This is a genomic window from Roseivirga sp. AWQ4_251 (genome assembly GCF_056158225.1).
Window position 1 is genome coordinate 665,094 of sequence record NZ_JBSWSW010000002.1, and the last position, 23,771, is coordinate 688,864.

Consider the following 23,771-nt stretch of genomic DNA (forward strand, 5'->3'; position numbering starts at 1 on the left):
AAAACGGGCTTCACTAGTGAAGCCCGTTAATTTTTTAAAGGTGAATTACTTCATCGTATGCTGCGGCTGTCGCTTCCATGACGGCCTCAGACATGGTTGGGTGAGGGTGAACTGTTTTAATGATTTCATGCCCAGTAGTTTCTAGTTTTCTAGCAGCAACTACTTCTGCAATCATTTCAGTTACGTTGGCTCCAATCATGTGAGCGCCTAACCATTCGCCATATTTGGCATCGAATATTACTTTGATAAAGCCATCGCTAGCTCCAGCAGCTTTTGCTTTTCCTGAAGCAGAGAATGGGAATTTACCTACTTTAATTTCGTAACCAGCTTCTTTAGCAGCCTTTTCAGTATAACCTACAGAAGCGATTTCTGGCTGGCAGTAAGTACAGCCAGGAATGTTGTTATAATCTAAAGCCTCTGGATTGTGGCCTGTGATTTTCTCAACACAAATAATTCCCTCGGCAGAAGCTACGTGAGCCAAAGCAGGACCGTGAACGATATCGCCAATGGCATAAACACCATCTACATTAGTTTTGTAGAAATCGTCTACAACCACTTTGCCCTTCTCGGTTTTCACTTTAAGGTCTTCCAAACCGATGCCTTCTAAGTTGGTAGAAACACCTACTGCTGAAAGCACAACTTCAGCATCTAGTTGCTCTTCGCCCTTCTTAGTTTTAACGTTTACTTTACAGGTTTTTCCTTTTGTATCAACAGAAGTTACTTCAGCGTTAGTCATGATTTTCATGCCTGCTTTTTTGTAAGATCTTTCAAGTTGTTTTGAAACCTCTTCGTCTTCTACAGGAACAATTCTGTCCATGTATTCCACGATGGTTACTTCGGTTCCAATTGAATTGTAGAAGTAAGCAAACTCAACTCCAATGGCTCCAGAACCTACAATCACCATAGATTTAGGTTGTTTTTCAAGCGACATAGCTTGTCTGTAACCAATGATTTTTTTGCCGTCAATTGGTAGGTTAGGCAATTCTCTTGAACGGCCTCCTGTAGCTAAAATAATATGATCGGCAGAGTAGTCAGTTTTTTTACCGTCTTCAGCAGTAACTTCTACTTTTTTACCTGCTTTGAGTTTACCAAAACCGGCAATATGATCGATTTTATTCTTCTTGAATAAGAATTGAATGCCTTTGCTCATTCCGTTTGCAACGTCACGGCTTCTTTTCACCATTCCGTCAAAATCGGCAGAAGCGCCTTCAATCTTAATTCCGTAATCCTGCGCATGCTGAACATACTCATATACCTGAGCACTTTTAAGAAGGGCTTTGGTTGGGATACATCCCCAGTTTAAGCAAATTCCTCCCAATTCTGAGCGCTCTACAACGCCAACCCTAAGTCCTAATTGAGAAGCTCTGATTGCCGCCACATATCCACCGGGTCCACTTCCTACTACTATTAAATCATATTTGGTAGCCATATTTTATGAGGTTTTTCTGTTCAATGCGGCAAAGTTAAGCCAATTAGTGGCAAAAAAAATAGCTGAATTGGAGGTATTAATCCTTTTCGTTTTCTTTGAATCAAGATTGAAAATTTACTCTGTACGTTGAGCTTTACATCGTACCGATTTAATTGTTAAAAAGAAATATGGGTTTATTAGATGGAAAAACCGCACTGGTTACCGGTGCATCAAAAGGAATCGGCAAGGCCATTGCTACCCGATTTGCTCAAGAAGGCGCTAATGTGGCCTTTACCTACTTATCGAGTGTAGAAAAAGGACAAGCTTTAGAAAGCGAATTGGCAGCATTTGGTATTAAAGCCAAGGGTTTCCGTTCAAATGCAGCTGACTTTGCGGCAGCCGAAGAACTAGTGAACAACGTGGTGGCCGAATTTGGCAGCCTTGATATATTGGTAAACAATGCCGGCATTACCCGCGACAACCTTATTATGAGAATGAATGAGGAAATGTGGGACGAGGTAATGAATGTAAACCTAAAATCTTGTTTCAATACCGTTAAAGCCGCTACCCGTACTTTAATGAAGCAGCGCTCTGGCTCTATCATCAACATTACTTCAGTAGTAGGTGTAAAAGGAAATGCCGGACAAGCCAACTATGCAGCTTCTAAGGCAGGTATTATTGGATTCACCAAATCCATTGCTCTAGAATTAGGCTCAAGAGGAATTCGCTCAAACGCTGTAGCTCCTGGCTTTATTGAAACTGAAATGACCGATGCTCTTGACGAAAAAACTGTTCAAGGCTGGCGAGATGCAATTCCATTGAAAAGAGGTGGTGCCCCTGAAGATGTTGCCAATGTTTGTGTATTCTTAGGAAGCGACATGTCGGCTTACGTTACTGGCCAAACACTACAGGTAGATGGCGGAATGCTAACCTGATGATTTTTTTGGTTAGCGTCTTTTCATTTTTTTGCCTCGAGAATTACTTTACATCATTATTCTCGCGTTGAAATAAAGACGCTAACCATTTAAAGGACTCCACGTTAGCAATGGAGTTTAAAAAGCAGACTTTGCTCTTTAAATGGCGAAGCAAACCCTAAACTACAGCCCTTTTGATAATTTCGAGCTTACTTCTTAAAACAGATGCGCCAAGTTGGTTCATTTTGTTCTGCTTGATAGCGGGCGGAGTTTATGCTTATTTATTGTACTCAAAAAAAACACCTTGGAGTAAGAACACTAATCGGCTTTTGGCTGTGCTCAGGTTCATTCTGGTTTCTGTGCTTTGTTTTTTGCTTTTAGGCCCTCTTTTAAACCAGGTTACCTTTTTTGATGAAAAGCCTGTTGTGGTATTGGCTGTCGATAATTCCGCTTCGATTCCCGCCACTTACGACTCCAGCAATTTTGAGCAAATCAAATTGCAGTTTGCACAAACTTCAAGAAGCCTAGAAAATGAAGGCTATGAAGTGAGGCTTCGAAACTTAGAAGGCTATTTGGACAACACTGACGAATTGAATTTCAACCTAAAGGCCACAAATCTGGAATCTATGTTGAAAGACATAAGTCGAGATTATGAGCAGCAAAACTTGGCAGGAGTTCTATTAGCCAGCGATGGCATTCATAATTATGGCCTTTCTCCGCAATTTGCCCAATTCAATTTCCCGATTGTTACCGTTGGCATGGGCGATACAATTCCAGCTCAGGATTTGAGCTTAAAAAGCATCAACTACAACAAGATTGTTTACGAAAGCAATCGCTTTCCACTTGTGGCAGAAGTTTTCAACAATGGCTATGTAGGCGAAAAAATAACCGTTCAGGTTCTGAAAAATGGAAATGTACTTCAAGAGCAGAGCTTCACCCTAAAAGGTGATGAGCAAATTAATTCGGTTGAATTTATTCTTGATGCGAATGAAGTCGGAATCGAAACCTATCAGGTTAGAGTTGTGGGAATGGAAGGCGAAAATTCGATTCAGAACAATACGCGCCAAGCTTTTCTGGAAGTGGTTGACAGCAAGCAAAGAATTTTGATCGCTGCAAGAGCTCCTCATCCCGATATCAAAGCATTAAAAAGTGTGATTGATAAAAATGAAGGCACGGAAACCGTGGTTTACATCGATGGCGTTGCAAAAGAAATTCCCGAAGGCCCATTCGATCTTATTGTATTGCACCAATTGCCAACATTCGATGATTTACCGGACTGGCTGGATAGTTGGACAAAAAACACCAATACATTTTTCATTACAGGAAGCAGCAGCTTAAGCATGATAAACGAAGCTAACCCTGTTATCATCTATAATAATGCTGGCCAATCGGACAATGTAGGGCCGAATTTCAATCCAAATTTCGAGCTCTTCGAAATGGATGAAAGCTTAATAAGGCGGATGGTAGATTACCCACCTATTGCAGCTCCTTACGGTCAGTTCGAATTCAAAACACAAGCCACCGTTTTACTTTATCAACGTATCGGTTCTGCCACTACGAACCGTCCGTTGCTGAGCATTTATAATGGTGACGATCAAAAATCTGCTGTTTTCTCAGGTGCTGGATTTTGGAAATGGGGACTTCAAGAATTTGGGCTTTACAACGACAGAAAAATGTTTGAAGGCCTATTTGGAAAGCTAATTCAATATTTGGCCACCAAAGATGATAAAAGAAACTTTCGTGTAAACACAAGTCAAAATCGCTATTTCGACAATGAGCAGATAGAGTTTGAAACCGAGATTTACAATGAGCTTTTCGAAAAAGTTTACGATTACAATGTAGACTTGAGCATTACAAATGCCGAAGGCCAAACACAAAATTTCAACTATGTAAATGGTGCAGGCAACACCTTTAAGGTTTCTGGCTTAGAAGCTGGAATATACACTTTTGAGGCTTCGGCTACTGTCAACGGGAAAAGAGAAAAAGCTGAAGGCACATTTTCAGTAGAAAAACTGGATTTGGAAAATATTAACCTCACAGCCAATCATCAGCTATTAAGAAACATTTCTAAAAATTCAGGAGGTGAATTTTTCCTTTGGGAAAACCTGAACAATGCAGAAGCCTACTTCGCAAATATGAACGCCAAACCCATCACCCGTTCTGACGAAAAGCTTCAGTCCATCATTAATAACCCATGGTTGTTGTTATTCCTACTTGCCCTAGTTTCAACCGAATGGTTTATTAGAAAATACAACGGTAGCTATTAATTCAGGAAAAGAAGGCCGTTCTCTTCTTCGGAAAAGCCACTCCTTTCTTTTTACTTATTTTTTGAAGAATTAATCTTATTGAAAACTAAAAATTTGGTTAAAAACCGTGCATTAAACTAATGGATTAGTTTAATTGTAGCTATGAAAGCTCAAACCCTAATTTTTTCACTCCTTGCCTTAGCATTTATTTCTGCTTGTTCCATGGAAGCTACTCAAGAAGAGGCGGATATGTTCTATCAGGCTGGTGACTTTAAAGCCGCTGCTGCTAGTTATGATCGCGTAATAAAACTTGAACCAGACAATGCCATTGCACTTTACAATAGAGGAAGGGCAAAGCAGGAAATGGAAGATTATCAAGGTGCGTATGATGATTTCACAAAAATGATTCGCCTTCATAAAAATGACAATCTGGCAAGACTCGCTCGTGCTAAGTGTTCTTTTGAGCTTCAGGATTATAAGGGGGTTGTTATTGACATGAATGCCTTGATTTATGCAGAGCCCAATAACTTTGAGGCTTTGGACATTAGAGGAAGGGCTTATGTAAAGTTAGGTGAAAACGCGAAGGCTATTGATGACCTCACTCTGGTTTTAAGAAAAGAACCCGATAACGTACAGGCTTTAATCAGCAGAGGAGCAGCTTTTGCAAGAGGCGGTGCTCTTTATAGTTCGATGGATGATTTTGATAAAGCAATTTCTTTAGCACCCCAATTGGCCGTTCCATATTTCAACAAGGGTGCGATATACTTCAATTATGAACATTGGGATGCCGCAATGGAATGTTTCGATAAAGCCGTTAAACTGGATCCCGATTATGCTGAAGCCATTACTAGAAGAGGCATCACCAAATTGAACTCCCCAAAATACACATTAGGAGATGCTTGTGAGGATTTTAAAACTGCGAAAAAATTAGACGATGAAATGGCTGCCGAATACATAAAAGAGTTTTGTAAATAATAGCTTATTCTGTTGCTTAAGGTGATTAACCAGAAGCGCTATGTTTAAAAAATTACTTAAAGTTGGCAGTGCCAATGCCTCCACAAGCTTTGGCCTTTTAGTACTACGAGTTGGAATCGGCCTTACCATGTTAATGCATGGCTACCCTAAGTTTCAAAAGCTTATGGCGGGTAACTTAGAATTCGGGGACCCAATCGGTTTAGGGCCTGAAATCTCTTTCATTCTTGTTGTTTTGGCCGAATTTCTCTGCTCAGTGCTACTCATTTTGGGCCTAATAAGCCGTTATGCTCTGATTACTCTGATTATTAATATGGCGGTGATCGTATTTGTAGCTCATGGAGCCGATCCTGTAAGCAAAAAAGAAGTGGCTGTAATGTACCTGATTGCTTATGTAGCGCTATTGATTACCGGTCCAGGCAAATATTCAATCGATAAAAAACTATTCGGTTAAGTAAGCTTTTGCTTAGCCCGAGTTGACTCGACATCAATTCAAATTTATTCTCTCTTTGAGCTTTGCGAAGGAATTAGTTTTTCGGAATTAAATCCTTCGCACACTCAGGGAAAAGCCTCGCTACTTGGCAAAAAATTGATCGGGAATATGGCCTGAGTTTTTTACTTCTCCCATCACAAACATGCTTTGTACATTGCCAATGTTATCCAAACCGGCCAGCTTAATCGAAATAAAAGCTCGGTATTCAGGCATATCACGCACCAAAACTTTCAATAAATAATCGAAAGTGCCCCCAACGTGGTAGCATTCCAAAACCTCATCTAATTCTTGAACCTCCTTCTCGAATTGTTCTATATAAGCCTGCTCATGATTCTTTAAAGAGACACAACAAAAAGCCTCCATATTGGCGCCAATCTTTTCCTTATTTACTTCGATCAAATAGCGCTTGATAAAACCATTTTTCTCCAATTTTTTAATCCGCTCATGAACAGGAGTTATTGTTAAATCAAGTTCCGAAGCAATCTCTTTGGTTGTTCGCTTTGCATCCTTCTGAAGCAATTTTAGTATGGTAGCGTCTATTTGATCAATTTCCATGGCAGTATTTTTTTCCTCTAAAACCCTTACGGCAAAAGAAGATCAGAAGTTTTTTCTATAAAATTTCTTTAATCAGGTTTGTTTTCCACAGACGGTTATTTCAAAAGAATAGAGAGAAATCTCAACTAACTTATGAAGAAAAAAACACCATGGATTTAGCACATTTTCGACCCGAAAGCCTGATGATGTCACACGGCTATAAACCCGAACTTTCCGAAGGCGCCATCAAATGCCCCATTTTTCAGACCAGCACTTTTGTGTTTAAAACTGCCGAAGACGGTAAAGCATTTTTCGAGGTGGCTTATGGCTTGCGCGAAAAACAAGAATCGGAAGAATTAGGTCTTATCTACAGCAGACTGAACAACCCTGATCTGGAAATTCTTGAAAATAGACTCACCCTTTGGGATGGAGCCGAAGACTGCGCTGTTTTTGAAAGCGGCATGTCTGCTATAACAACCGTGCTTTTAGAATTTCTAAATCCTAGCGACACCTTATTATACAGCCAACCCGTTTATGGCGGAACTAGCCATTTTATTGAACAGATTATTACTCGCTTTGGCATTAATATTATTGCTTTCGATGCTCATGATAGCGAAGAAGACATTCTGGATAGAATTAAGGAGAAAGGCGATGTAAAGCTCTCTATGATCTATGTAGAAACCCCTGCCAACCCAACCAATGCGCTTATCGATTTACAGATGTGTAAACGATTAGCTAATCAATTTTCTACCCAAGAAAAGCAGACATTAGTAGCTGTGGACAATACTTATATGGGGCCGCTCTGGCAACATCCGCTTAAACATGGTGCTGATTTAGTATTGTATTCGGCCACTAAATACATTGGAGGCCATAGTGATGTTATTGCTGGGGCTTGCTTAGGTTCCAAAAGCTTAATGACTCGCGTAAAAGGAATGCGCACCTTCCTTGGCAATATGGCTGGCCCGTGGACAGGCTGGCTTTTGATGAGAAGCTTGGAAACTCTGAAAGCCAGAATGAACGTTCAGGAACAGAATGCTAAAAAGGTAGCTGAATTTCTGAGAAACCACGAAAAAGTTGAGCAGGTTTACTACTTGGGAATGTTAGAAGATGCTGAGCAGCAACGCATTTTTGACCAACAATGCGAAGGAACCGGAGCGATGGTGTCTTTCGATATTAAAGGAGGCGAAGCAGAAGCTTTCCAATTCTTAAATCGCCTCAAACTTATGAAACTAGCCGTAAGCTTAGGCAGCACTGAATCTTTGGCAGAACATCCGGCAAGCATGACGCACGCTGGTGTTCCATTAGAAGACAGGTTGAAATACAATATTAAACCTAGTCTGATTCGCCTTTCCATTGGTGTGGAACACGAAAAGGATATCATTTGGGACGTTTCCCAAGCTTTAGATCAGGTTTCTTCCGGAAAATAAAATCAAAATCACTCATCCTTATTACCGCAAAAGGGTGAGTGATTTCAATGATTCTCCAAGCCTTTAATCCATTGAAGAAGCAAATCAGGCCATTGCTCTAAAGAAGAATTGCCCGTACCCAAACCAAAACCATGTCCTCCATGAGGAAAAATATGCATTTCTACTTCTACACCATTTTTTCGGCAAGCCTCATAAAAAGCCAAACTGTTTTCTACTTTCACCACATCATCGTCAGTGGCGTGCAATAAAAACGTAGGAGGGGTTTCTCTATTTACCTGAAGCTCATTTGAGAATAAATCGGTGAGTTCTTTACTAGGCGATTTCCCAATCAAATTATCGTGAGAGCCCATATGGGTGAGTTTCGTTTGCATAGAAATTACCGGATACATTAACATCAGAAAATCAGGCTTGGCACTCTCCTTTTCAACTTCATCCTTCATAAATGGGATTTTATGATCATAATGTGTCCCCAGCGTAGAAGCCAAATGGCCACCAGCCGAAAATCCCATCACACCAATGCTGCTTTTATTCACCTTCCATTCTTCAGCACGAGACCGAATTATGCGCAAAGCTCGCTGAGCATCTTGCAAAGGAACCCATTCCTTATTTTTTACGGATTCGGAAAGTGGAACTCGATACTTCAAAACAAAGGCCGCAATTCCCTGCGAATTGAGCCATTTGGCCAAATCGGTTCCTTCCCAATCGTAAGCAACGCCCGCGTAACCACCTCCAGGAAAAATCAGCACTGCCGCTCCAGTTCGTTTTCTTATCGGAGGAAGAAAAACCTCCAATTCAGGAGTTTGAATTCGTTCAATCCAAATGATATCATTATTTGTGACCTTTTCCCTTTCATCCAACTCCACTCGGTTGGGAATTTGATCAGGCCAAATCGGGATTTTGGTTTGGGCTTTTGCAGTCATTGCACAGAAAAGCAGGACTAGCGAAAGAAGCGTAAGTAATCTTTTGTTTTCCATAGGAAGCGTAAAAAATGTTCATTTCAAGTTAAAGCTTTTGGCCTTAGTTCAGCATTAAGCGGCAAGAAGATTTCCATCCACTGATAAATTCATATAGGGTAAATTATTTATGAAATGTTACTAAAATAGAAATAAGAAGAAACGCCTTTGGCAATCATTTTTCAAACCTTCTTATTCTTTTGAATCCACAACTGTTAAAGTTTAAATTTGCACCATGCAGAACGATCCGGAGTTGAATGGTAAATATTTGGGTACAATTACCCAAGATTTTGTAGCGGTATCAGAAACCTTAAAAGAAGCCGCCTATCAGGTGAAAAAACGTGGGTTTTCTGAGTATCCAATTTTCCCAATCTCTAAAGTAGAAATCTCTATCGGCCAACTTTTGATTGAAAGAAAAGAGCTGAATACCAACTGGAACTACTACATCACTTACCTCGATGAATTTTTGCAGCGCAAATTAATCGATAGCGAAGAGGCCTTTAAAGCTGCATTCAAAGACCCTGATGAGTTCTGCTGTTTGTTTGTGGTAGATCACGATTTCACAAATTTCCTGTTTATACCCTACCCGGAAGAACAATAACCAATCGTAAAATTCTTCGTTTTCTCTTCTAAATATTAAATCAAGTAGGCTTATATTCACTTATGGGAGAAATTGCGGAAGAGAACATTGCTATAGTAAGGGGCTTACTGATGAAGCTGGCCGACATGAAAGAAGGCCTGCATTGGCGAATCAACAACACCTATAGCAATGGTATCGATAACACCGTTCTCGAAATCCTGATTTTTGAAAGTAAGGCACAAACAGGGCGCATTGCCTTTCAGCTTGAAGATGGCCACGTAATCAATTACCGTTATAAAGAATTTGAAAAGCAGCTTCCTGCTCAAATCATGGACATTCTTTTAGATGTAATTGGTTTTGAAATGACTGAAGCCTAAAGCTCAGTTTCTTTACTTAAAAGCGCATCAAAAGCGGCCATAAGCAATTTTGTTTTCTCCCCTACTTTTCCATTTCCAATTATATGCTCATCTAGCTTTACCAGAGGCATCACCTTTTTATTAGTGCTGGTAATAAAAGCCTCATCGGCATGCAATAGCTCTTGCAATTTCATAGGTCTCACTTCGGTTTCCAGCCCCATTTCACCAGCCAGTTGAAGCACTTTCTTTCGTGATATGCCTGGCAAAACTCCATCGTGATTGGTGATAAGCTTATCTGATGAAATTAAGAAAATGTTGCTTCGAGAAACTTCACTGATGAATTCGCCATCGTGATAGAGCACATCTGTATGGCCATTTTTTTGCCATTGAGGCTGTAAACGAACAGCAGTGGCATATCCAAGCGTTTTGGCCTCGGGCATTTCTCTGGTGAACTGATAGGTCATCAAACTAATACCGTCAGAATAACATTGTGCTGGAGCCTCAGATGTTGACGTGTTGATGATGGCAAAATTCGGTTTTCCGGGGGTAAAACCATCCTCAGAATCTCCTCCCGTTAAAAGCAATTTTACACCTGATAGCGCAAAGTTATTATGCTTTAAAATCTGCAGAATAGCCGATTCAATTTCAGTCCGGGAAAAAGGAATTTCAATCCCTACTGTTCGAGCTGAATTCTCAAATCTGTCGAGGTGATCTTTTAAAAAAGCAGGAACCCCGTGATATGCTTTAAAGTAATCGAAAATGCCGTAGCCTCTCAACAAACCGACATCTTTCACTGAAAAACTAATGGCTTCAGTAGCTACAAATTGGCCATTGAAAAATTGTATGGGCTCCATTCTGAATTGATATGCTGTAAAGATGCTAATAAATCGCTGATGCTGTTTAAAGAAAAGTTGAAAGCCACTATTTTCTGTTTTCAAAAACAGATAGATTAGATTTTCTTTCGAAGAAGATTACCGCTGATTGAGATTCTACAATGCCAAAAGAGTACTATCAAATATTAGGGATTGATGAAAGCGCCAGCCAAGAGCAGATAAAAAAAGCTTACAGGCAAAAAGCGCTTTTGCTACATCCAGATGTGAATCCTAGCGAAGATGCACTTTTGGAGTTTCAATTGCTTTCCGAAGCTTACGAAGTGTTGAGCGATCCTATCGCAAGAATGAATTATGACAGTGATGAAGTTTTTGTTCCTCTTCCTGATGAAACCGTTTACGAAACGCCTCAACAGCATTACAGTCAAGAATACTCTGATTATGAATATCAGGAGCCACTTGATTACAATCAATTTAGAACAGGCACAACTTTCTTTGGGGCTCTCATTTTGATATTCACCCTAAGTTTTCTTCTCGATTTCTTTTCTCACAATATTTATGAACACGAAAAAATCGAAGGAATACGGTGGCAAAAAGCCAACAAAGAGACTCCCCAAAATGCTAAAATGTTGGTAAAAACTACGCATTTAAACTTCACTATTACCAACAACTCCGATTGGATAACAAGCCATCAGTTTATTGATGTTAAGCAGAGCTGGATTTACAAAAACACTTATATCAAATCGGCTAAAGCGAAGACATTCATTCGCGTAAGCGGAATTACGCCACTTATGTATGGCCTTGCTTTTGTTACTGCACTTTTGGCTTTAGGCGCCATTTTTTTGAAAGAGCGCCCAGAAAGAAAGTTCAATTGCGCCTTAATTGGTGCATTTTTAAGTATTCTATTAATCTTAATTGTGAAATTTGCCTAACCTTTCATGTGGTTCCAACCTTGAGCTTTAAGCTCGACCACATTGTTTTGTTTGGTGACAAACGTATTACCCTTGCTCAATGCCTGAGTATGGCCAATAAAATGAATATCCTCGTGCTTTTCTAACTTCTCGAAGTCTTCTTGTTTTATGGTGAAAAGCAATTCATAATCTTCACCCCCATTCAAAACACAGGTAATTGGGTCTAAATTGAATTCAACAGCAGTTTCGTAAGTCTGTCTGTCGATAGGTAATTTGTCTTCATAAATTTGAATACCAACCCCCGAGTTCTTGCTCAGGTGCAAGCATTCTGAGGCCAACCCATCCGAAATATCGATCATGGAAGTTGGCACCACTCCAAACTCGGCCAATTCGTGAATAATATCCATTCGAGCGATAGGTTTCAGCTGGCGCTGAACCAAATACTGATAATCGTCCAATTTGGGTTGGGCATTTGGGTTTGCCAGAAAAACCTGCTTTTCTCTTTCTAAAACCTGAAGTCCTACAAAAGCAGCTCCTAAATCACCCGTAACGCAAAGAATATCTCCTTCTTTTGCTCCTTTTCTATGGCTTACATTTTCTTTCGCCACTGTTCCATAAATAGAAACAGAAATAACCAAGCCACTATGAGATGTGGTGGTATCACCACCTACAATATCCACCTGAAAAGCCTTGGCAGCGGCTTTCATTCCCGCATAAAGTGCTTCCACAGCTTCTACAGAAAAACGATTACTCAAGCCTAAAGAAACCGTAACCTGTTCAGGACGGCCATTCATGGCTGCAATATCGCTTACGTTTACAGAAATGGCTTTATAGCCCAAATGCTGAAGAGGCACGTATGACAAATCGAAATGCACTCCTTCCATCAACATATCAGCAGCCAAAAGGCCATAATTCTCGCCATTTTTCATCACGGCAGCATCATCGCCAATACCAGTTATGGTAGATTCATTTTGATGTTCTATGCCTTCAGCAAGCTTTTCGATCAAGCCAAATTCTCCCAATTCCGATAATTCTGTTCTCTTTTCTGACATATGCTTTTGCTCAATAAGCTGCAAAGATAAGCTTTCGGTTTTGAAGTTCTAAGCCGAATAGGTTCGGATGAATTTGGCTTTTATTTCTTTAAATTGGAATCAGTATAACAGTCGAAACAATGAATCTTCTTGCTGTAAATGGGCAAAGGAATGCCTACCAACAAAAGAATCCCAACAAACCACGAACCTGCCCTCTTTTCAATCGAAATATTATCTGAACCACAGTTTGGGCAAACTTGTGCCCCTTCTTCATTCGTTTCTGCCTTATAATGCGCTCTTGTATTTTCAGCCACTTCGGCCGAAACCAATCCAAATTCCTCTAAAATAGGCAATGACTGTTCAATAAAGGATTCTGGGATCTGAAGTTGAACACCGCCAATGGCATTGGAAAGAAAGTTATCGGACTGAATAGTCAGTTCATTTTTTAGGAAACAGGGTATTTCCTCGGCCTCCAACCGACTTTTAACCACATACGCCTCTTGGGGATAAGTGAAAACAGCCACAGTTATGAACTTTGGCATTGATTTAATTTAGAAAGGAAATCTAGGCTTTATTGAAATCATTTTGAGCTACTTCACTTCCTGACAAAGCTCAACCAATACTCCATTGGTAGTTTTAGGATGAAGGAAACAAACGAGTTTGTTATCGGCTCCTTTTTTGGGTACTTCATTCAAAACGGTAAATCCTTCTGCCTTTAATCTTTTAATTTCCGCTTCAATATCTTCCACATCAAAAGCAATGTGGTGAATGCCTTCTCCCTTTTTCTCAATAAATTTTGCAATGGGGCTATCTGGATTGGTAGCTTCCAACAGTTCAATTTTATTTGGGCCTACCTGAAAAAAAGAGGTTTTCACGCCTTCAGACAAAACCTCTTCTATCTTATAATGAGCTTCGCCAAAAAGCTTCTCAAAAAGGTCATTTGAATTATTTAAATCCTTAACAGCGATGCCGATGTGTTCAATCTTGCGCATAGATTAATGAATGATTAACTATCTTTGTAAATTAAGCGGAAACTTTATGGGCAAAGGCCCTGTTTCCTAACCAATCCCAAATTATCGTATTTGGGTAGTATAAAAAAATTATGAGTATGACCGGTACCGGAACCGACATCCATGTTGAAAGTGTAAAGCTTCAAAGAAAAATAGAAAGCTACTTGAGCATTAAGGGCAGTGAGTTGAGTTTTGAATTTCAACAAAACGAAGGCAAAACCAAGCTCGACCTAATCACCATTAACCCAAGGCACAATCAGTCGTTTCTTTTTCATTCTGAAATAGGAATAGACAAGTTGGATGCGCTAAGGAAAATGATGGAATATGTAAGATCGTACAAAGACAAGTACCAATCTTACACCATTCAGTGGATTGCCAAGGGCGAAAATGAACTTCACACTTCGTATTTCCGGGCTGGTAATATGTATGATGCCCTCGATAAGCTTTATTATGGTAGGGACATCAACACCATTACTGTATTTAGTGTAGTACTTAATCCTGTGGCATAATGATAACTGTAACAGATTCAGCAAAAGAAAAAATATATGAGCTTCGTGCCAAAGAAGGCAAAACTAACGACCACAACATTAGAGTGGCCGTTCAAGGTGGAGGCTGTTCTGGCTTGATGTACGATCTTGATTTTGATTCTGAAATCAAGGAAAAAGACGAAATCTTTGAAGATAAAGGCATTAAAATTTTAGTAGACAGAAAAAGCTTGCTTTATCTATTGGGCACCACTCTTGATTTTTCGGACGGGCTTAATGGAAAAGGCTTTCAGTTTATTAACCCGAATGCTTCGCGAACCTGCGGATGCGGAGAAAGCTTCTCTGTTTAAGAAGAAATATTAGAAACAAACAGGGACTGTCCTGAAGTTTAGCATTCATTGAGAAGTAAATTCAAAATGATGGAATCTAAATTTTGGGACAGTCCTTTTTTGTGCTTATAGTAAATCGGCAGGAACTGGATAATCCGGACCCTGCACATCTTGCCAATTGTACACGGCAGGAATTGGCGAACAATGATGATCCGTTATTTCTTGCATCAAAGTTTCTATGCTTTGTTCTTCTTCAGCCTTAAAAAACGCCTTCTCCTCTTCTGAGAAAATATCATTCTCATCATATTCCAGGATTTTGCCCATCCAAAGTCTACGTAACTCAATCCAGCGCTCATCTTGCTTGGCATCTTCTTTTACGGCTTCGTAAGGCCTTACTTCAATATATATAGTTCTCCTAGCCCCTGGCGAACGCTTAGGTTCTGAACTGTGCAGCACCATCATTTCTTGAACCATTACATTGCCCGCCTTTGCAGGAACCTGTACCACATTTGGAGGATTCCAACCGAACTTTCGCTCAACTTCATCAATATTTTGCAACTCATGCTGAGTGCCTGGCACGTAACGTAGGCAGCCATCGTTGAGGTCGGCATTATCTAAATAAACACCTATGTTTAAATAATTGTGAGCAGGATCGTTTGGCGCCCCTTGATGCCATTTAATTACAGGATGTGGATGTTGATGCTTGAAGAGCAAATCCGCTTGCAAAATGATTGCAGTGGGTCCACAAAGTGTTCTGATCAACTTTAGCACTGAAGGAGAAGCCAGAAGTCGATTTAAATCTTCCGTATACTTAAAATGAAGATCATCGTAGCGCATCAATCTTGGCCCTACGGCATCTTCCACCACACAAGCTCCATGTAACTGTACATCTTTATGATAGGCAGACATGGCATCTTCTTCTATTTCTTCGGCAATCTGCTGCAATCTTGACAGCATTTCAGGCGCCAATGATTCTGGCCATAACAGGTAGCCATTCTTGTCAAAAAATTCTTTACTCATCTAAAAAAACTTGGAAAAAGTGAATGCCTCAAGCTACAAATTCAAAACAAATTACGCTTGAAAAAAATAGATAAAAGGCTCTATAAGATTTCTACAAATAAGGAGCGGAATTTATAATTCCATAAAAAAGGACAGTTCTGCTGAACTGTCCTTTCAATATTATTTTAACCAAAAACTTATATCAATAAGCTCTGATCTCTTTTCCTTCCATAAAGTTCATAAAGGCCTTATTCACTACTCTATTTCCACCAGGAGTTGGGTAATCGCCAGTGAAGTACCAATCACCTAAGTTTCCAGGACATGCTTTGTGAAGATTATCTACTGTTTGGTAAACTACCTCCAACTCCGCTTTCATTTCCTTAGGACGAACAATCTCAGCGATTTTGGCTGAAATTTCATCATCTGTAAACTGGTCGTAAACTTCTTTTAAGTAGTTCTGTTGGTCTTTAGAACCAAAGTTGGCCAAAGCCTTGTGATAGGCAGTTTCCAGCTCTTCATTGTCTTCACCATACTTTTCTTTAAGCAATGCGAGCATAGCTCTAAAGGCCACAAACTCCTTCACTTTAGACATATCGATACCGTAGCAATCGGGGTAACGAATCTGAGGTGCAGAAGAAACAATTACAATTTTCTTAGGCTCCAAAGTGTCGAGCATCTTCAAAATACTCTTCTCTAAAGTTGTTCCTCTTACAATAGAATCATCGATAACGACAAGCGTGTCTACACCTTTTCGAATTACTTCATAAGTAGTGTCGTAAACGCTGGCCACAAGTTCATCGCGACTTTGATCATCGGCAATAAAGGTTCTAAGTTTAGCATCCTTTATTACCAATTTTTCTACCCGAGGTTGAAAACTCAAAAGCTCCTCAACATCATCGATATGAGGTTTTCCATCGATAATGATATCCTTTCTCTTCTGCAAAAGGTAATCATCCAAGCCCTGCATCATTCCTAAGAATGAAATTTCAGCGGTGTTTGGAATGTATGAGAAAACCGTGTTTTTAAGATCGAAATTAACTGCTTTCAGAATTTGAGGAATAAGCAGTTTTCCGAGTTCCTTTCTTTCCTGATAAATCTCTGGATCTGTACCTTTTGAGAAATAAATACGCTCGAAAGAACATGCTTTCAACTCACGTTTTTTCATAATTGGAACTTCGTCCCACTCTGCATTTTTATGCACAATCAGGGCGTGACCTGGCTCAATTTCGGTAATATCAGAATAATTAACATTGAAAGCCGCTTTGATAGCTTGTTTTTCCGAAGCTACAACAATGAATTCCTCATCAATGTACTTAAAGGCTGGTCGGATTCCATTTGGGTCGCGAACCACAAAGGAAGCTCCATGGCCCAACATACCCACCATAGCATACCCACCGTCAAAATCTTTGAAAGAACGCTTCAGTACGCGCTGAAGATTCATTTCATTTTCAATGATATCGGTGATTTCTGCGTTTGATTTTTTCTTTTTGTATTTATCGAAAACGCGTTGGTTTTCTTCATCAATAAAGTGGCCGATCTTTTCCATCACGGTCACCGTATCTGTTTTTTCTTTCGGATGCTGGCCTAGACCTAACAGAAGATCAAAAAGCTGATCGACATTGGTCATGTTAAAGTTTCCGGCCATTACAAGGTTTCGGCTTCTCCAGTTATTTTGCCTTAAGAAGGGATGGCAACTTTCAATACTGTTTTTGCCGTGAGTACCATAACGCAAGTGCCCCATCCACACTTCGCCAGTAAAACCCATATTATCCTTCAGCCATTGGGCATCTTTTGGATTATATCCCGGTTTCTTTTTAGCCTTTTCAAACTTCTTCCCGATTTTATCGAAAATGTCGTTTATAGGTTGGGGTTTTATGGTTCTGTAGCGGCTGATGTACCTGATACCCGGATCGACCCCGATTTTGATGTTTGCCACTCCAACCCCGTCTTGACCGCGGTTAGCCTGTTTTTGCATCATCACGTAGAGCCTATTTACCGCGTAAGTAGCCGAACCATACTTATCGATATAGTACTGTAGTGGTTTTCGAAGGCGGATCATTGCAATCCCGCACTCGTGTTTAATCTGCTCGCTCATTTATTCGCCTCAAAAGACAAAGTTAATACTATTCAAAATGTTCAACAACCAATCTGATTTAAAGAACCAGAGTAACACGGGAATAGTAATAATAGTGCCATATATTTTATCTATACGATATCCCTTTGGAGTTCCGATTTCATTAATCGGATTTTTAAAGAACATATAAAAAGGCACTTTCAAATAATAGAAAAGCGCCACAACAGTATTGAGAAGGCCAATAATGAATACCCACAACAGAATTGAAGATCCATTGAACTGGTAAGTTTCCCACAAAGCGGAAAACACAAACAGCTTGGCATTGAAACCCGCAGTAGGTGGAAGTCCAGTAAGGGAAATCATCACAATAATGGCCAATACTCCGAAATAGGGCAGTTTCTGTCCCATTCCTCTGAAATTATCTAGAGAAGCATCTCCTTCTTTTCCTTCAAAAATTTGAACAAGAAGAAAAGCAAGGAAATTCATGAACAGGTAAACCGCAGCATAAAACATGGCCGCTTTTTCGCCACTTTCCGAATATGCCAAAACACCAGCCAATAGAAATCCGGCATGTGCAATGGAAGAATAGGCCAGCATTCTTTTAACATCTTTTTGCCAAAGGGCAGAAAAATTACCTACCGTCATGCTCGCAATAGCGGTCACACCTAGCCAAAGCTGCCAATCGAGCAGATTTACATCCAACTGACCGACAAAACGAAAGATAAGTGTAAGCGCAGCCAATTTGGGTATAGTAGAGAAAACGGCAACAACAGGAGTTGGAGAAGCTTGATAAACATCGGGCGACCAAATATGAAAAGGAAATGCGCCCAATTTGAAAAGAAACCCTCCAAGCGTCATAATCAAAGCCAATGACAAAGGTAGAATCGCCACCTGCGAAATACCATTGATAAAGGTTTCTGAGCTATAATCCAGCGTTCCGGTAAAACCATAAAGCCAGCTCATGCCATAAAGCATAACGGCCGAAGCCACCGCCCCGAACAGCAAATATTTAATAGCAGCTTCTGAATTTCGTTTGGTTTTGAAAATACCCGTAAGCAAATAAGAAGAAATAGAAACCACTTCCACAGCCACATAAACCATAAGAAGATTGCTGGCCATAGTCATTAAAAAAGCTCCTAACATTAGGCCAAGAAGCATCAAAAGTGGTTCGCTACTTTTAAAGAACTTATGTCGGTTAGGCGACCGTTGCATGAGCAACAAGGACAACAAACCTCCTGAAGCAATCAATATTTTGAAGAACGATGAACCTCTATCGGACTGCACGAGGCCATTCATCAGTTTTTGAGGAAACAAAACAGATTCCCATCCTGCAAGCAATACAACCAAAGTAAAAGCCAGGCCAACAAAAGCAATGGCAGCAATACCGACACTTTTCTTTTCCTTAAAAAGTAAATCGAAAAGCAGGAGTAAAATGGCCGTAATCACCAAAATGAACTCTGGTGCTAAACCCACCAAATCAGCAGATAGTTGAGCAATTTTATCCTTGAGCTCCAAAACCATATTTGACTGCATCAATGGAATCATTCAACCGCCTGACTTAAAAGTTGAGTAAAACCTTCGACAGAATTATTGATCAGGTCGAGAATGGTAGCTGGATAAATTCCGAACCAAAGAATCAAAATAATGAGCGGAATGAACATCAAATATTCTCTGGCATTCAAGTCTGAAAGACTTTCTTTCCAAGCTCTTTCTTTTACCCAAAACTTGCCAAAGAACATTCTTTGCAAAGTCCAGAGGTAATAACCAGCTCCTAAAACCAAACCTAAAGTGGAAACAACTGCCATCCAGTATGGAATGGCTCCAATTACGCTTGAAGACTTGAAGGCACCTATAAACACCATCAGTTCAGCTATAAAGCCCGAGAACCCCGGCAAGCCTAAAGACGCAAAAAATGCGATGGTCACAATCACCGTGTATTTTGGCATCTGCTTAGCCAAGCCACCATAATTTTCAATCATTCTATCGTGAGTTCTATCGTAAATCACACCAGCCACTAAAAAGAGCATGCTTGAAATCAAACCGTGAGAGAACATCTGGTAAATCGCTCCGGTTACGCCTTCCACCGTCATGGCGGCCAAACCAAGCAGCACAAAACCCATGTGCGAAACTGAGCTATAGGCAATCAATTTCTTCAAATCCTTTTGAGCAAGCGCATTCATAGCTCCGTAAATGATAGACAGCATTCCGAAGAAACCAATGAGCCACGAATAATGATAGGCACTATCGGGGAAGAAACTGAATGCGGTTCTAATCATTCCATAACCACCAATTTTCAGAAGAATACCTGCCAAAACCACAGAAATTGGAGTGGGCGCTTCTACGTGAGCATCGGGTAACCATGTATGAAATGGAAAAGCAGGAAGTTTTATAGCAAAACCAACCAACAAAGCCAGAAAAGCCATCCATCGGGCGGACTGACCAAAGATTTCCCCGAAACTATTTCTTCCCAAAAATGAATCTGGCAAATAATTCTGCTGATCGGCCATGCCAATCATATTAAAGGATTTTACGATTTGATCTTCAGGAATATCTCCTCTTTGCACTTGAGCCTGAATTTGCTCGATTACGCCAGTGCTAGCTTCCGAAGCATTTTCAATAATTCCAGCTTCAAGCCCAACCTTCACCGGATCATAAACCGAATTGTAAAGCCCAATCATCACGATGAGGATTAAAATGGAGCCTACAAGCGTGTAAAGGAAGAATTTGATAGCGGCATATTCTCTTCTCGGCCCTCCCCAAATTCCAATAAGGAAATACATAGGCAGAAGCATAAACTCGAAAAAGAGATAAAAAAGGAAGAAATCTAGCGCCACAAAACAGCCAAAAATTGAAGTGGTAAGCAGCAAATACAAACTGAAATAGCCCTTGCGCTTCCTTTCTACATTCCATGAAGATATGGCTCCAATGAACATTACGATAGCCGCCAAAAGCAGCATGGTAATATTAAGCCCATCGGCCCCAACAAAATAGTCGACTGAAAATTTACCCAGAGAACCTAATTCAACACTGAACCATTCGGCTTTTTGAACCCATTGCAATTGTGCTTCGCTATTGGTTAGTCCTTCTACATTGGAATCGAAGTGGACAACCGCCATAAGCGAAAAAAGCAAAGTAGCTGCAGTTGCCGCCAACGTAACCCAGCGGTAAATATGCGCTTTGGTTTGCGGTAAAAGCAGAATAATTAACACCCCAATCAGAGGCGTAAAAATGATGTATGTTAAAAGGTTCTCTCCCATTACTTCAGAATATGAGCCATAGAAGCATTAGCACCAAAAAAGCCAATGCAGCCATTATATATACCTGAACATTGCCCGACTGCACCGAACGGGTAAGTTGCCCTACCCGACCACTTGTATAGGCGGTCAAATGTACGAATCCATCGATTATATTTCTGTCGAACCAAGCGATGATGTGTGCAAACACCACTTGAAAACGAGCCATAAAATTCACAAAACCATCCACCACGGTTCTATCGAACCAAGCCATATATTTTGCCTTAACTAAAATCGCTTTCAGAATCACCTTTTCATAAAGTTCATTCTGATACCAATGGTAAAATGACAGCTGCCTCAAGCCACTTACAGGCTCTCTTTTCTCGGCAAATGTAGCTGAAAACTTTGCTCCTGGCTTATAAAACACATAAGCCGTAATGAGGCCAGCTAAAGCCAAACCAATCGAAATCAAAGTGACAGGCAGATGCAAATGCTCGAAATAAATGTGAGGCAAATCGGCCAAATTAAAAGCGGCATACGATTGAGGCACTAAGAAAATGGGCGACTGAATGGCTTTGTTAAACCATGTTTCTTCGGCTACCATGGTAAAACCGAAAACCAAACTCAAAGCCCCAATTCCCAAAATGATTACAGGAATTTTCAGATAGAAATTTCCATCCTTCAAAGTTCTTAGCGAAGCTGGTTTTTCAACCAATTTTGGCAAACGGAAATCGCCCGTAAACACTAAGAAAATCATTCTGAAAGTGTAAAAAGCCGTAAGCAGAACCGTAGCAAAAGCTAAAAGTTCTATAAAGTAGAATCCTCCGCCTTTTTCATCGATCCAAACCGCTGTATTCAACAGAATAGCATCTTTTGAGAGGAAACCTGAAAAGCCAGGAAGACCAGCCAAAGCCAATGCGCAAAGTAAAAAACAAGTGAAAGTTACGGGCATAAACCTTCTCAAGCCGCCCATCACACGCATGTCCTGAGGATCGAACTTCACATTTTCATTTTCTAAATGATGAAGCTGATGAATAATCACTCCTGCACTCAAGAAAAGCCCTGCTTTAAATAGCGCATGCGTTACCAAATGGAATAAGCCGGCAGAATAAGCTCCAACGCCCATGGCCAAAACCATATAGCCCAACTGCGAAATAGTACTATATGCCAAAACCTTTTTGATATCGAATTGAGATAGCGCAGCAACGGCAGCCATAAACGCAGTAACTGCTCCCACAACGGCCACAACCTCTAAAGCTTGAGCATCTAAAATCACGAAGATTCTAGAAATCATAAAAACACCCGCAGCCACCATAGTTGCCGCGTGAATTAAGGCTGAAACTGGAGTTGGGCCTTCCATGGCATCGGGAAGCCAAACTTGCAATGGAAACTGAGCAGACTTACCTACAGCACCACAGAAAAGAGCGATGCCTGCTGCGCTAAGCCACCTCCCATCAAGGCTGTTTCTTACCAATTCGCCATTTCGCATAAACTCTACAATCCAGTTACCGTCTTCAATTTCGCTAAGCATGGTAAGCGATTTGATGCCTTCCAAATCGAAAGTTTGAAACTGAGCGTAAAGAATCATCAAGCCCGTTAAAAAGCCCAAATCCCCGATTCTGTTCATGATAAAGGCCTTGTTTGCCGCCAACGAAGCGGATTTCTTTTCGAACCAAAAACCAATGAGAAGGAAGGATGACAGCCCAACCAATTCCCAGAAAATGAAAATGAAGAGCAAGTCGTAGAAAAGAACGATGCCCAACATGGAGAATGTAAATAGGCCTAGCAGCCCAAAATATCGAGCCTTCTGCTTATCGTGACGCATGTATTCAATAGAGAAGAAATGCACCAAAAGCGAAATAAAATTCACAATCACCAGCATAATCAACGCCATATGATCGAGCATAAAAGCGTATGTGAGCTGTGTACTTCCTATTGAAAACCATGCTCCGCGCAGCGTAGAGACAGGTTCATTCCATTGTTGAATAGCCAGAAAAACTGCCAAAACAGTGTTTATGGCTAACAAAGTCGTAGCCCAAAACGGAGCTCTATTTTTAAGAAAGGTAGAAGTAAAAAACGAAAAAATTGGAAGCGCCAATAGCATGACAATCCAATAAATGGAGGCATTGAAATCCGTAACGGCAACGATATCGTTAAACTCCATCATCCTTTTAAATCGTTGATTTTGTTCAAGTCGGCAGTTTGATAATGCTGATAAACTTTAACCACAATGGCCAAACCTACCGCTGCCTCTGCCGCAGCTACAGTGATGACAAAAAGAGAGAATATTTGACCTTGAAGCTGAAACACATCAAAACTGCTGAAAGCAATTAAATTGAGGTTCGCTGCATTCAACATCAGCTCTACGCCAATAAGAACCGCTATGGCGTTTTTGCGTGTAATCACTACGGTAACACCAATGCAGAACAAAGCCGCCCCCAAAAGCAACAGCGTATTAAGCGGCATCCTCAACCTCCTCTCTTGTATTTCCTGCAATACGAACCGCTCCAATCAGCGCTATCAATAGCAAAATACCGATAACCTCAAAAGCCAGCACATAGTCCGTCATTACTTTTAAACCTAAATTCTTTACGCTAGAAGGAGCCGTTTCGGAAGCTTGTTGAATCCAGTTCATGCCTTCAAAATCGGTCATAGAAATTGCCTTCGCCAAAATATAGAAAAGCCCAACAGCCACTAAAATCCCAAAAAACTTATTGTAAACTTCGGTTTCTACTTTGGTAGATTTCAGCCTATTGGTCAACATTATTCCGAAGACGATAAGAATCAAAATTCCCCCAACATACACCAGCACTTGAGTAATGGCTACAAACTCAGCTCCTAGAAAAACAAAAATGCCTGCCAAGCCTAGAAATGTAACGATTAGCGCAAATGCCGAATACAAAATATTTTTCGACAAGAGTATAAACAAGGCCGAAAGCCCTGTTAAAGCCAAGAAAACATAGAAAACAATCGTGGTGATCTCCAT

At 40.5% G+C, this 23,771-nt stretch carries 24 protein-coding genes; 10 read left to right on the forward strand and 14 right to left on the reverse strand.

The genetic code is table 11. The features are described 5' to 3' along the window. Positions 1–34: 34 nt before the first annotated feature. Positions 35–1,429 carry a dihydrolipoyl dehydrogenase gene (gene lpdA / locus ACXACJ_RS17085; RefSeq protein ID WP_475135625.1) on the reverse strand — a complete coding sequence of 465 codons (1,395 nt, stop codon included), beginning with the start codon at positions 1,427–1,429 and terminating at the stop codon, positions 35–37. A 167-nt stretch (positions 1,430–1,596) separates the two neighbouring features. Here lpdA and fabG point away from each other — a divergent pair, with 167 nt between their 5' ends. The 4 genes from fabG to ACXACJ_RS17105 all read left to right on the forward strand — a co-directional run bounded on the left by fabG (position 1,597) and on the right by ACXACJ_RS17105 (position 5,994). Continuing rightward, entirely contained in the window at positions 1,597–2,343 is a 747-nt protein-coding gene (gene fabG / locus ACXACJ_RS17090; protein WP_475135626.1) for a 3-oxoacyl-[acyl-carrier-protein] reductase, read from the forward strand. Positions 2,344–2,516: 173 nt separating this feature from the next. Beyond that, positions 2,517–4,589 (forward strand): hypothetical protein, encoded by a 2,073-nt coding sequence (locus ACXACJ_RS17095; RefSeq protein WP_475135627.1) that lies wholly within the window; start codon positions 2,517–2,519, stop codon positions 4,587–4,589. Positions 4,590–4,730: 141 nt separating this feature from the next. After that, positions 4,731–5,543, forward strand: a complete 813-nt coding sequence (locus ACXACJ_RS17100) for a tetratricopeptide repeat protein (protein WP_475135628.1) — start codon at positions 4,731–4,733, stop codon at positions 5,541–5,543. Between the two features lie 40 nt (positions 5,544–5,583). Next, entirely contained in the window at positions 5,584–5,994 is a 411-nt protein-coding gene (locus ACXACJ_RS17105) for a DoxX family protein (protein ID WP_475135629.1), read from the forward strand. A gap of 120 nt (positions 5,995–6,114) precedes the next feature. Here the strand turns inward: ACXACJ_RS17105 and ACXACJ_RS17110 are convergent, their stop codons facing one another. Beyond that, a complete protein-coding gene (locus tag ACXACJ_RS17110) occupies positions 6,115–6,588 on the reverse strand; it encodes an Lrp/AsnC family transcriptional regulator (RefSeq protein WP_475135630.1) in 474 nt (157 codons plus the stop codon). Positions 6,589–6,737: 149 nt separating this feature from the next. Between ACXACJ_RS17110 and ACXACJ_RS17115 the strand changes: the two genes are divergently transcribed. Next, entirely contained in the window at positions 6,738–7,994 is a 1,257-nt protein-coding gene (locus ACXACJ_RS17115; protein WP_475135631.1) for a cystathionine gamma-synthase family protein, read from the forward strand. A 44-nt stretch (positions 7,995–8,038) separates the two neighbouring features. Here the strand turns inward: ACXACJ_RS17115 and ACXACJ_RS17120 are convergent, their stop codons facing one another. After that, complete coding sequence (locus ACXACJ_RS17120) at positions 8,039–8,968, reverse strand: alpha/beta hydrolase (protein ID WP_475135632.1); 930 nt, start codon at positions 8,966–8,968, stop codon at positions 8,039–8,041. A 214-nt stretch (positions 8,969–9,182) separates the two neighbouring features. On the opposite strand from ACXACJ_RS17120, the gene ACXACJ_RS17125 reads away from it, so the two are divergent. Then, positions 9,183–9,548 (forward strand): hypothetical protein, encoded by a 366-nt coding sequence (locus ACXACJ_RS17125; RefSeq protein ID WP_475135633.1) that lies wholly within the window; start codon positions 9,183–9,185, stop codon positions 9,546–9,548. 62 nt (positions 9,549–9,610) lie between these two features. Continuing rightward, positions 9,611–9,904 (forward strand): hypothetical protein, encoded by a 294-nt coding sequence (locus ACXACJ_RS17130; RefSeq protein ID WP_475135634.1) that lies wholly within the window; start codon positions 9,611–9,613, stop codon positions 9,902–9,904. On the opposite strand, the gene ACXACJ_RS17135 is transcribed toward ACXACJ_RS17130, so the two are convergent. Next, complete coding sequence (locus ACXACJ_RS17135) at positions 9,901–10,821, reverse strand: aminotransferase class IV (RefSeq protein WP_475135635.1); 921 nt, start codon at positions 10,819–10,821, stop codon at positions 9,901–9,903. The two genes, ACXACJ_RS17130 and ACXACJ_RS17135, sit on opposite strands and share 4 nt — an antisense overlap. Before the next feature lie 56 nt (positions 10,822–10,877). On the opposite strand from ACXACJ_RS17135, the gene ACXACJ_RS17140 reads away from it, so the two are divergent. Next, positions 10,878–11,645 (forward strand): J domain-containing protein, encoded by a 768-nt coding sequence (locus tag ACXACJ_RS17140; RefSeq protein WP_475135636.1) that lies wholly within the window; start codon positions 10,878–10,880, stop codon positions 11,643–11,645. Here the strand turns inward: ACXACJ_RS17140 and thiL are convergent. The 3 genes from thiL to mce all read right to left on the reverse strand — a co-directional run bounded on the left by thiL (position 11,642) and on the right by mce (position 13,647). Next, positions 11,642–12,676 carry a thiamine-phosphate kinase gene (thiL, locus tag ACXACJ_RS17145; RefSeq protein ID WP_475135637.1) on the reverse strand — a complete coding sequence of 345 codons (1,035 nt, stop codon included), beginning with the start codon at positions 12,674–12,676 and terminating at the stop codon, positions 11,642–11,644. The genes ACXACJ_RS17140 and thiL overlap by 4 nt on opposite strands. A gap of 80 nt (positions 12,677–12,756) precedes the next feature. Beyond that, positions 12,757–13,197: a putative signal transducing protein gene (locus ACXACJ_RS17150; RefSeq protein ID WP_475135638.1), complete on the reverse strand. Its 441-nt coding sequence runs from the start codon at positions 13,195–13,197 to the stop codon at positions 12,757–12,759. A 48-nt stretch (positions 13,198–13,245) separates the two neighbouring features. Further along, the gene (mce, locus tag ACXACJ_RS17155) at positions 13,246–13,647 is read right to left on the reverse strand and encodes a methylmalonyl-CoA epimerase (RefSeq protein ID WP_475135639.1); all 402 of its coding nucleotides are present in this window, start codon (positions 13,645–13,647) and stop codon (positions 13,246–13,248) included. A gap of 116 nt (positions 13,648–13,763) precedes the next feature. Between mce and ACXACJ_RS17160 the strand changes: the two genes are divergently transcribed. Continuing rightward, positions 13,764–14,174 (forward strand): hypothetical protein, encoded by a 411-nt coding sequence (locus ACXACJ_RS17160; RefSeq protein ID WP_475135640.1) that lies wholly within the window; start codon positions 13,764–13,766, stop codon positions 14,172–14,174. Beyond that, positions 14,174–14,500, forward strand: coding sequence for a HesB/IscA family protein (locus ACXACJ_RS17165; RefSeq protein WP_475135641.1), 327 nt, complete (start codon positions 14,174–14,176; stop codon positions 14,498–14,500). Before ACXACJ_RS17160 ends, ACXACJ_RS17165 begins: the two co-directional genes overlap by 1 nt. Positions 14,501–14,605: 105 nt before the next feature. Here ACXACJ_RS17165 and ACXACJ_RS17170 read toward each other — a convergent pair whose 3' ends face one another. From ACXACJ_RS17170 to ACXACJ_RS17200, 7 genes are all read right to left on the reverse strand, one after another. Further along, entirely contained in the window at positions 14,606–15,499 is an 894-nt protein-coding gene (locus tag ACXACJ_RS17170; RefSeq protein ID WP_475135642.1) for a phytanoyl-CoA dioxygenase family protein, read from the reverse strand. Between the two features lie 181 nt (positions 15,500–15,680). After that, complete coding sequence (locus ACXACJ_RS17175) at positions 15,681–17,573, reverse strand: amidophosphoribosyltransferase (RefSeq protein ID WP_475135643.1); 1,893 nt, start codon at positions 17,571–17,573, stop codon at positions 15,681–15,683. Positions 17,574–17,582: 9 nt separating this feature from the next. Continuing rightward, positions 17,583–19,085: an NADH-quinone oxidoreductase subunit N gene (locus ACXACJ_RS17180; protein ID WP_475135644.1), complete on the reverse strand. Its 1,503-nt coding sequence runs from the start codon at positions 19,083–19,085 to the stop codon at positions 17,583–17,585. An 8-nt stretch (positions 19,086–19,093) separates the two neighbouring features. After that, complete coding sequence (locus tag ACXACJ_RS17185; protein ID WP_475135645.1) at positions 19,094–20,809, reverse strand: complex I subunit 4 family protein; 1,716 nt, start codon at positions 20,807–20,809, stop codon at positions 19,094–19,096. Between the two features lie 4 nt (positions 20,810–20,813). Beyond that, positions 20,814–22,952 carry an NADH-quinone oxidoreductase subunit L gene (gene nuoL, locus ACXACJ_RS17190; RefSeq protein ID WP_475135646.1) on the reverse strand — a complete coding sequence of 713 codons (2,139 nt, stop codon included), beginning with the start codon at positions 22,950–22,952 and terminating at the stop codon, positions 20,814–20,816. Continuing rightward, positions 22,949–23,251: an NADH-quinone oxidoreductase subunit NuoK gene (gene nuoK / locus ACXACJ_RS17195; RefSeq protein ID WP_475135647.1), complete on the reverse strand. Its 303-nt coding sequence runs from the start codon at positions 23,249–23,251 to the stop codon at positions 22,949–22,951. The genes nuoL and nuoK overlap by 4 nt, the downstream gene beginning before the upstream one ends. Beyond that, a complete protein-coding gene (locus tag ACXACJ_RS17200; protein ID WP_475135648.1) occupies positions 23,241–23,771 on the reverse strand; it encodes an NADH-quinone oxidoreductase subunit J family protein in 531 nt (176 codons plus the stop codon). Before ACXACJ_RS17200 ends, nuoK begins: the two co-directional genes overlap by 11 nt.

Coding starts and splice junctions, on each gene's coding strand:
- lpdA (WP_475135625.1), bottom strand. CDS start 1,429: ATGGCTACCAAATATGATTTAATAGTAGTAGGAAGTGGACCCGGTGGA.
- fabG (WP_475135626.1), top strand. CDS start 1,597: ATGGGTTTATTAGATGGAAAAACCGCACTGGTTACCGGTGCATCAAAA.
- ACXACJ_RS17100 (WP_475135628.1), top strand. CDS start 4,731: ATGAAAGCTCAAACCCTAATTTTTTCACTCCTTGCCTTAGCATTTATT.
- ACXACJ_RS17105 (WP_475135629.1), top strand. CDS start 5,584: ATGTTTAAAAAATTACTTAAAGTTGGCAGTGCCAATGCCTCCACAAGC.
- ACXACJ_RS17110 (WP_475135630.1), bottom strand. CDS start 6,588: ATGGAAATTGATCAAATAGACGCTACCATACTAAAATTGCTTCAGAAG.
- ACXACJ_RS17115 (WP_475135631.1), top strand. CDS start 6,738: ATGGATTTAGCACATTTTCGACCCGAAAGCCTGATGATGTCACACGGC.
- ACXACJ_RS17120 (WP_475135632.1), bottom strand. CDS start 8,968: ATGGAAAACAAAAGATTACTTACGCTTCTTTCGCTAGTCCTGCTTTTC.
- ACXACJ_RS17125 (WP_475135633.1), top strand. CDS start 9,183: ATGCAGAACGATCCGGAGTTGAATGGTAAATATTTGGGTACAATTACC.
- ACXACJ_RS17130 (WP_475135634.1), top strand. CDS start 9,611: ATGGGAGAAATTGCGGAAGAGAACATTGCTATAGTAAGGGGCTTACTG.
- ACXACJ_RS17140 (WP_475135636.1), top strand. CDS start 10,878: ATGCCAAAAGAGTACTATCAAATATTAGGGATTGATGAAAGCGCCAGC.
- thiL (WP_475135637.1), bottom strand. CDS start 12,676: ATGTCAGAAAAGAGAACAGAATTATCGGAATTGGGAGAATTTGGCTTG.
- ACXACJ_RS17150 (WP_475135638.1), bottom strand. CDS start 13,197: ATGCCAAAGTTCATAACTGTGGCTGTTTTCACTTATCCCCAAGAGGCG.
- mce (WP_475135639.1), bottom strand. CDS start 13,647: ATGCGCAAGATTGAACACATCGGCATCGCTGTTAAGGATTTAAATAAT.
- ACXACJ_RS17160 (WP_475135640.1), top strand. CDS start 13,764: ATGACCGGTACCGGAACCGACATCCATGTTGAAAGTGTAAAGCTTCAA.
- ACXACJ_RS17165 (WP_475135641.1), top strand. CDS start 14,174: ATGATAACTGTAACAGATTCAGCAAAAGAAAAAATATATGAGCTTCGT.
- ACXACJ_RS17170 (WP_475135642.1), bottom strand. CDS start 15,499: ATGAGTAAAGAATTTTTTGACAAGAATGGCTACCTGTTATGGCCAGAA.
- ACXACJ_RS17175 (WP_475135643.1), bottom strand. CDS start 17,573: ATGAGCGAGCAGATTAAACACGAGTGCGGGATTGCAATGATCCGCCTT.
- ACXACJ_RS17180 (WP_475135644.1), bottom strand. CDS start 19,085: ATGCAGTCAAATATGGTTTTGGAGCTCAAGGATAAAATTGCTCAACTA.
- ACXACJ_RS17185 (WP_475135645.1), bottom strand. CDS start 20,809: ATGGGAGAGAACCTTTTAACATACATCATTTTTACGCCTCTGATTGGG.
- nuoL (WP_475135646.1), bottom strand. CDS start 22,952: ATGATGGAGTTTAACGATATCGTTGCCGTTACGGATTTCAATGCCTCC.
- nuoK (WP_475135647.1), bottom strand. CDS start 23,251: ATGCCGCTTAATACGCTGTTGCTTTTGGGGGCGGCTTTGTTCTGCATT.
- ACXACJ_RS17200 (WP_475135648.1), bottom strand. CDS start 23,771: ATGGAGATCACCACGATTGTTTTCTATGTTTTCTTGGCTTTAACAGGG.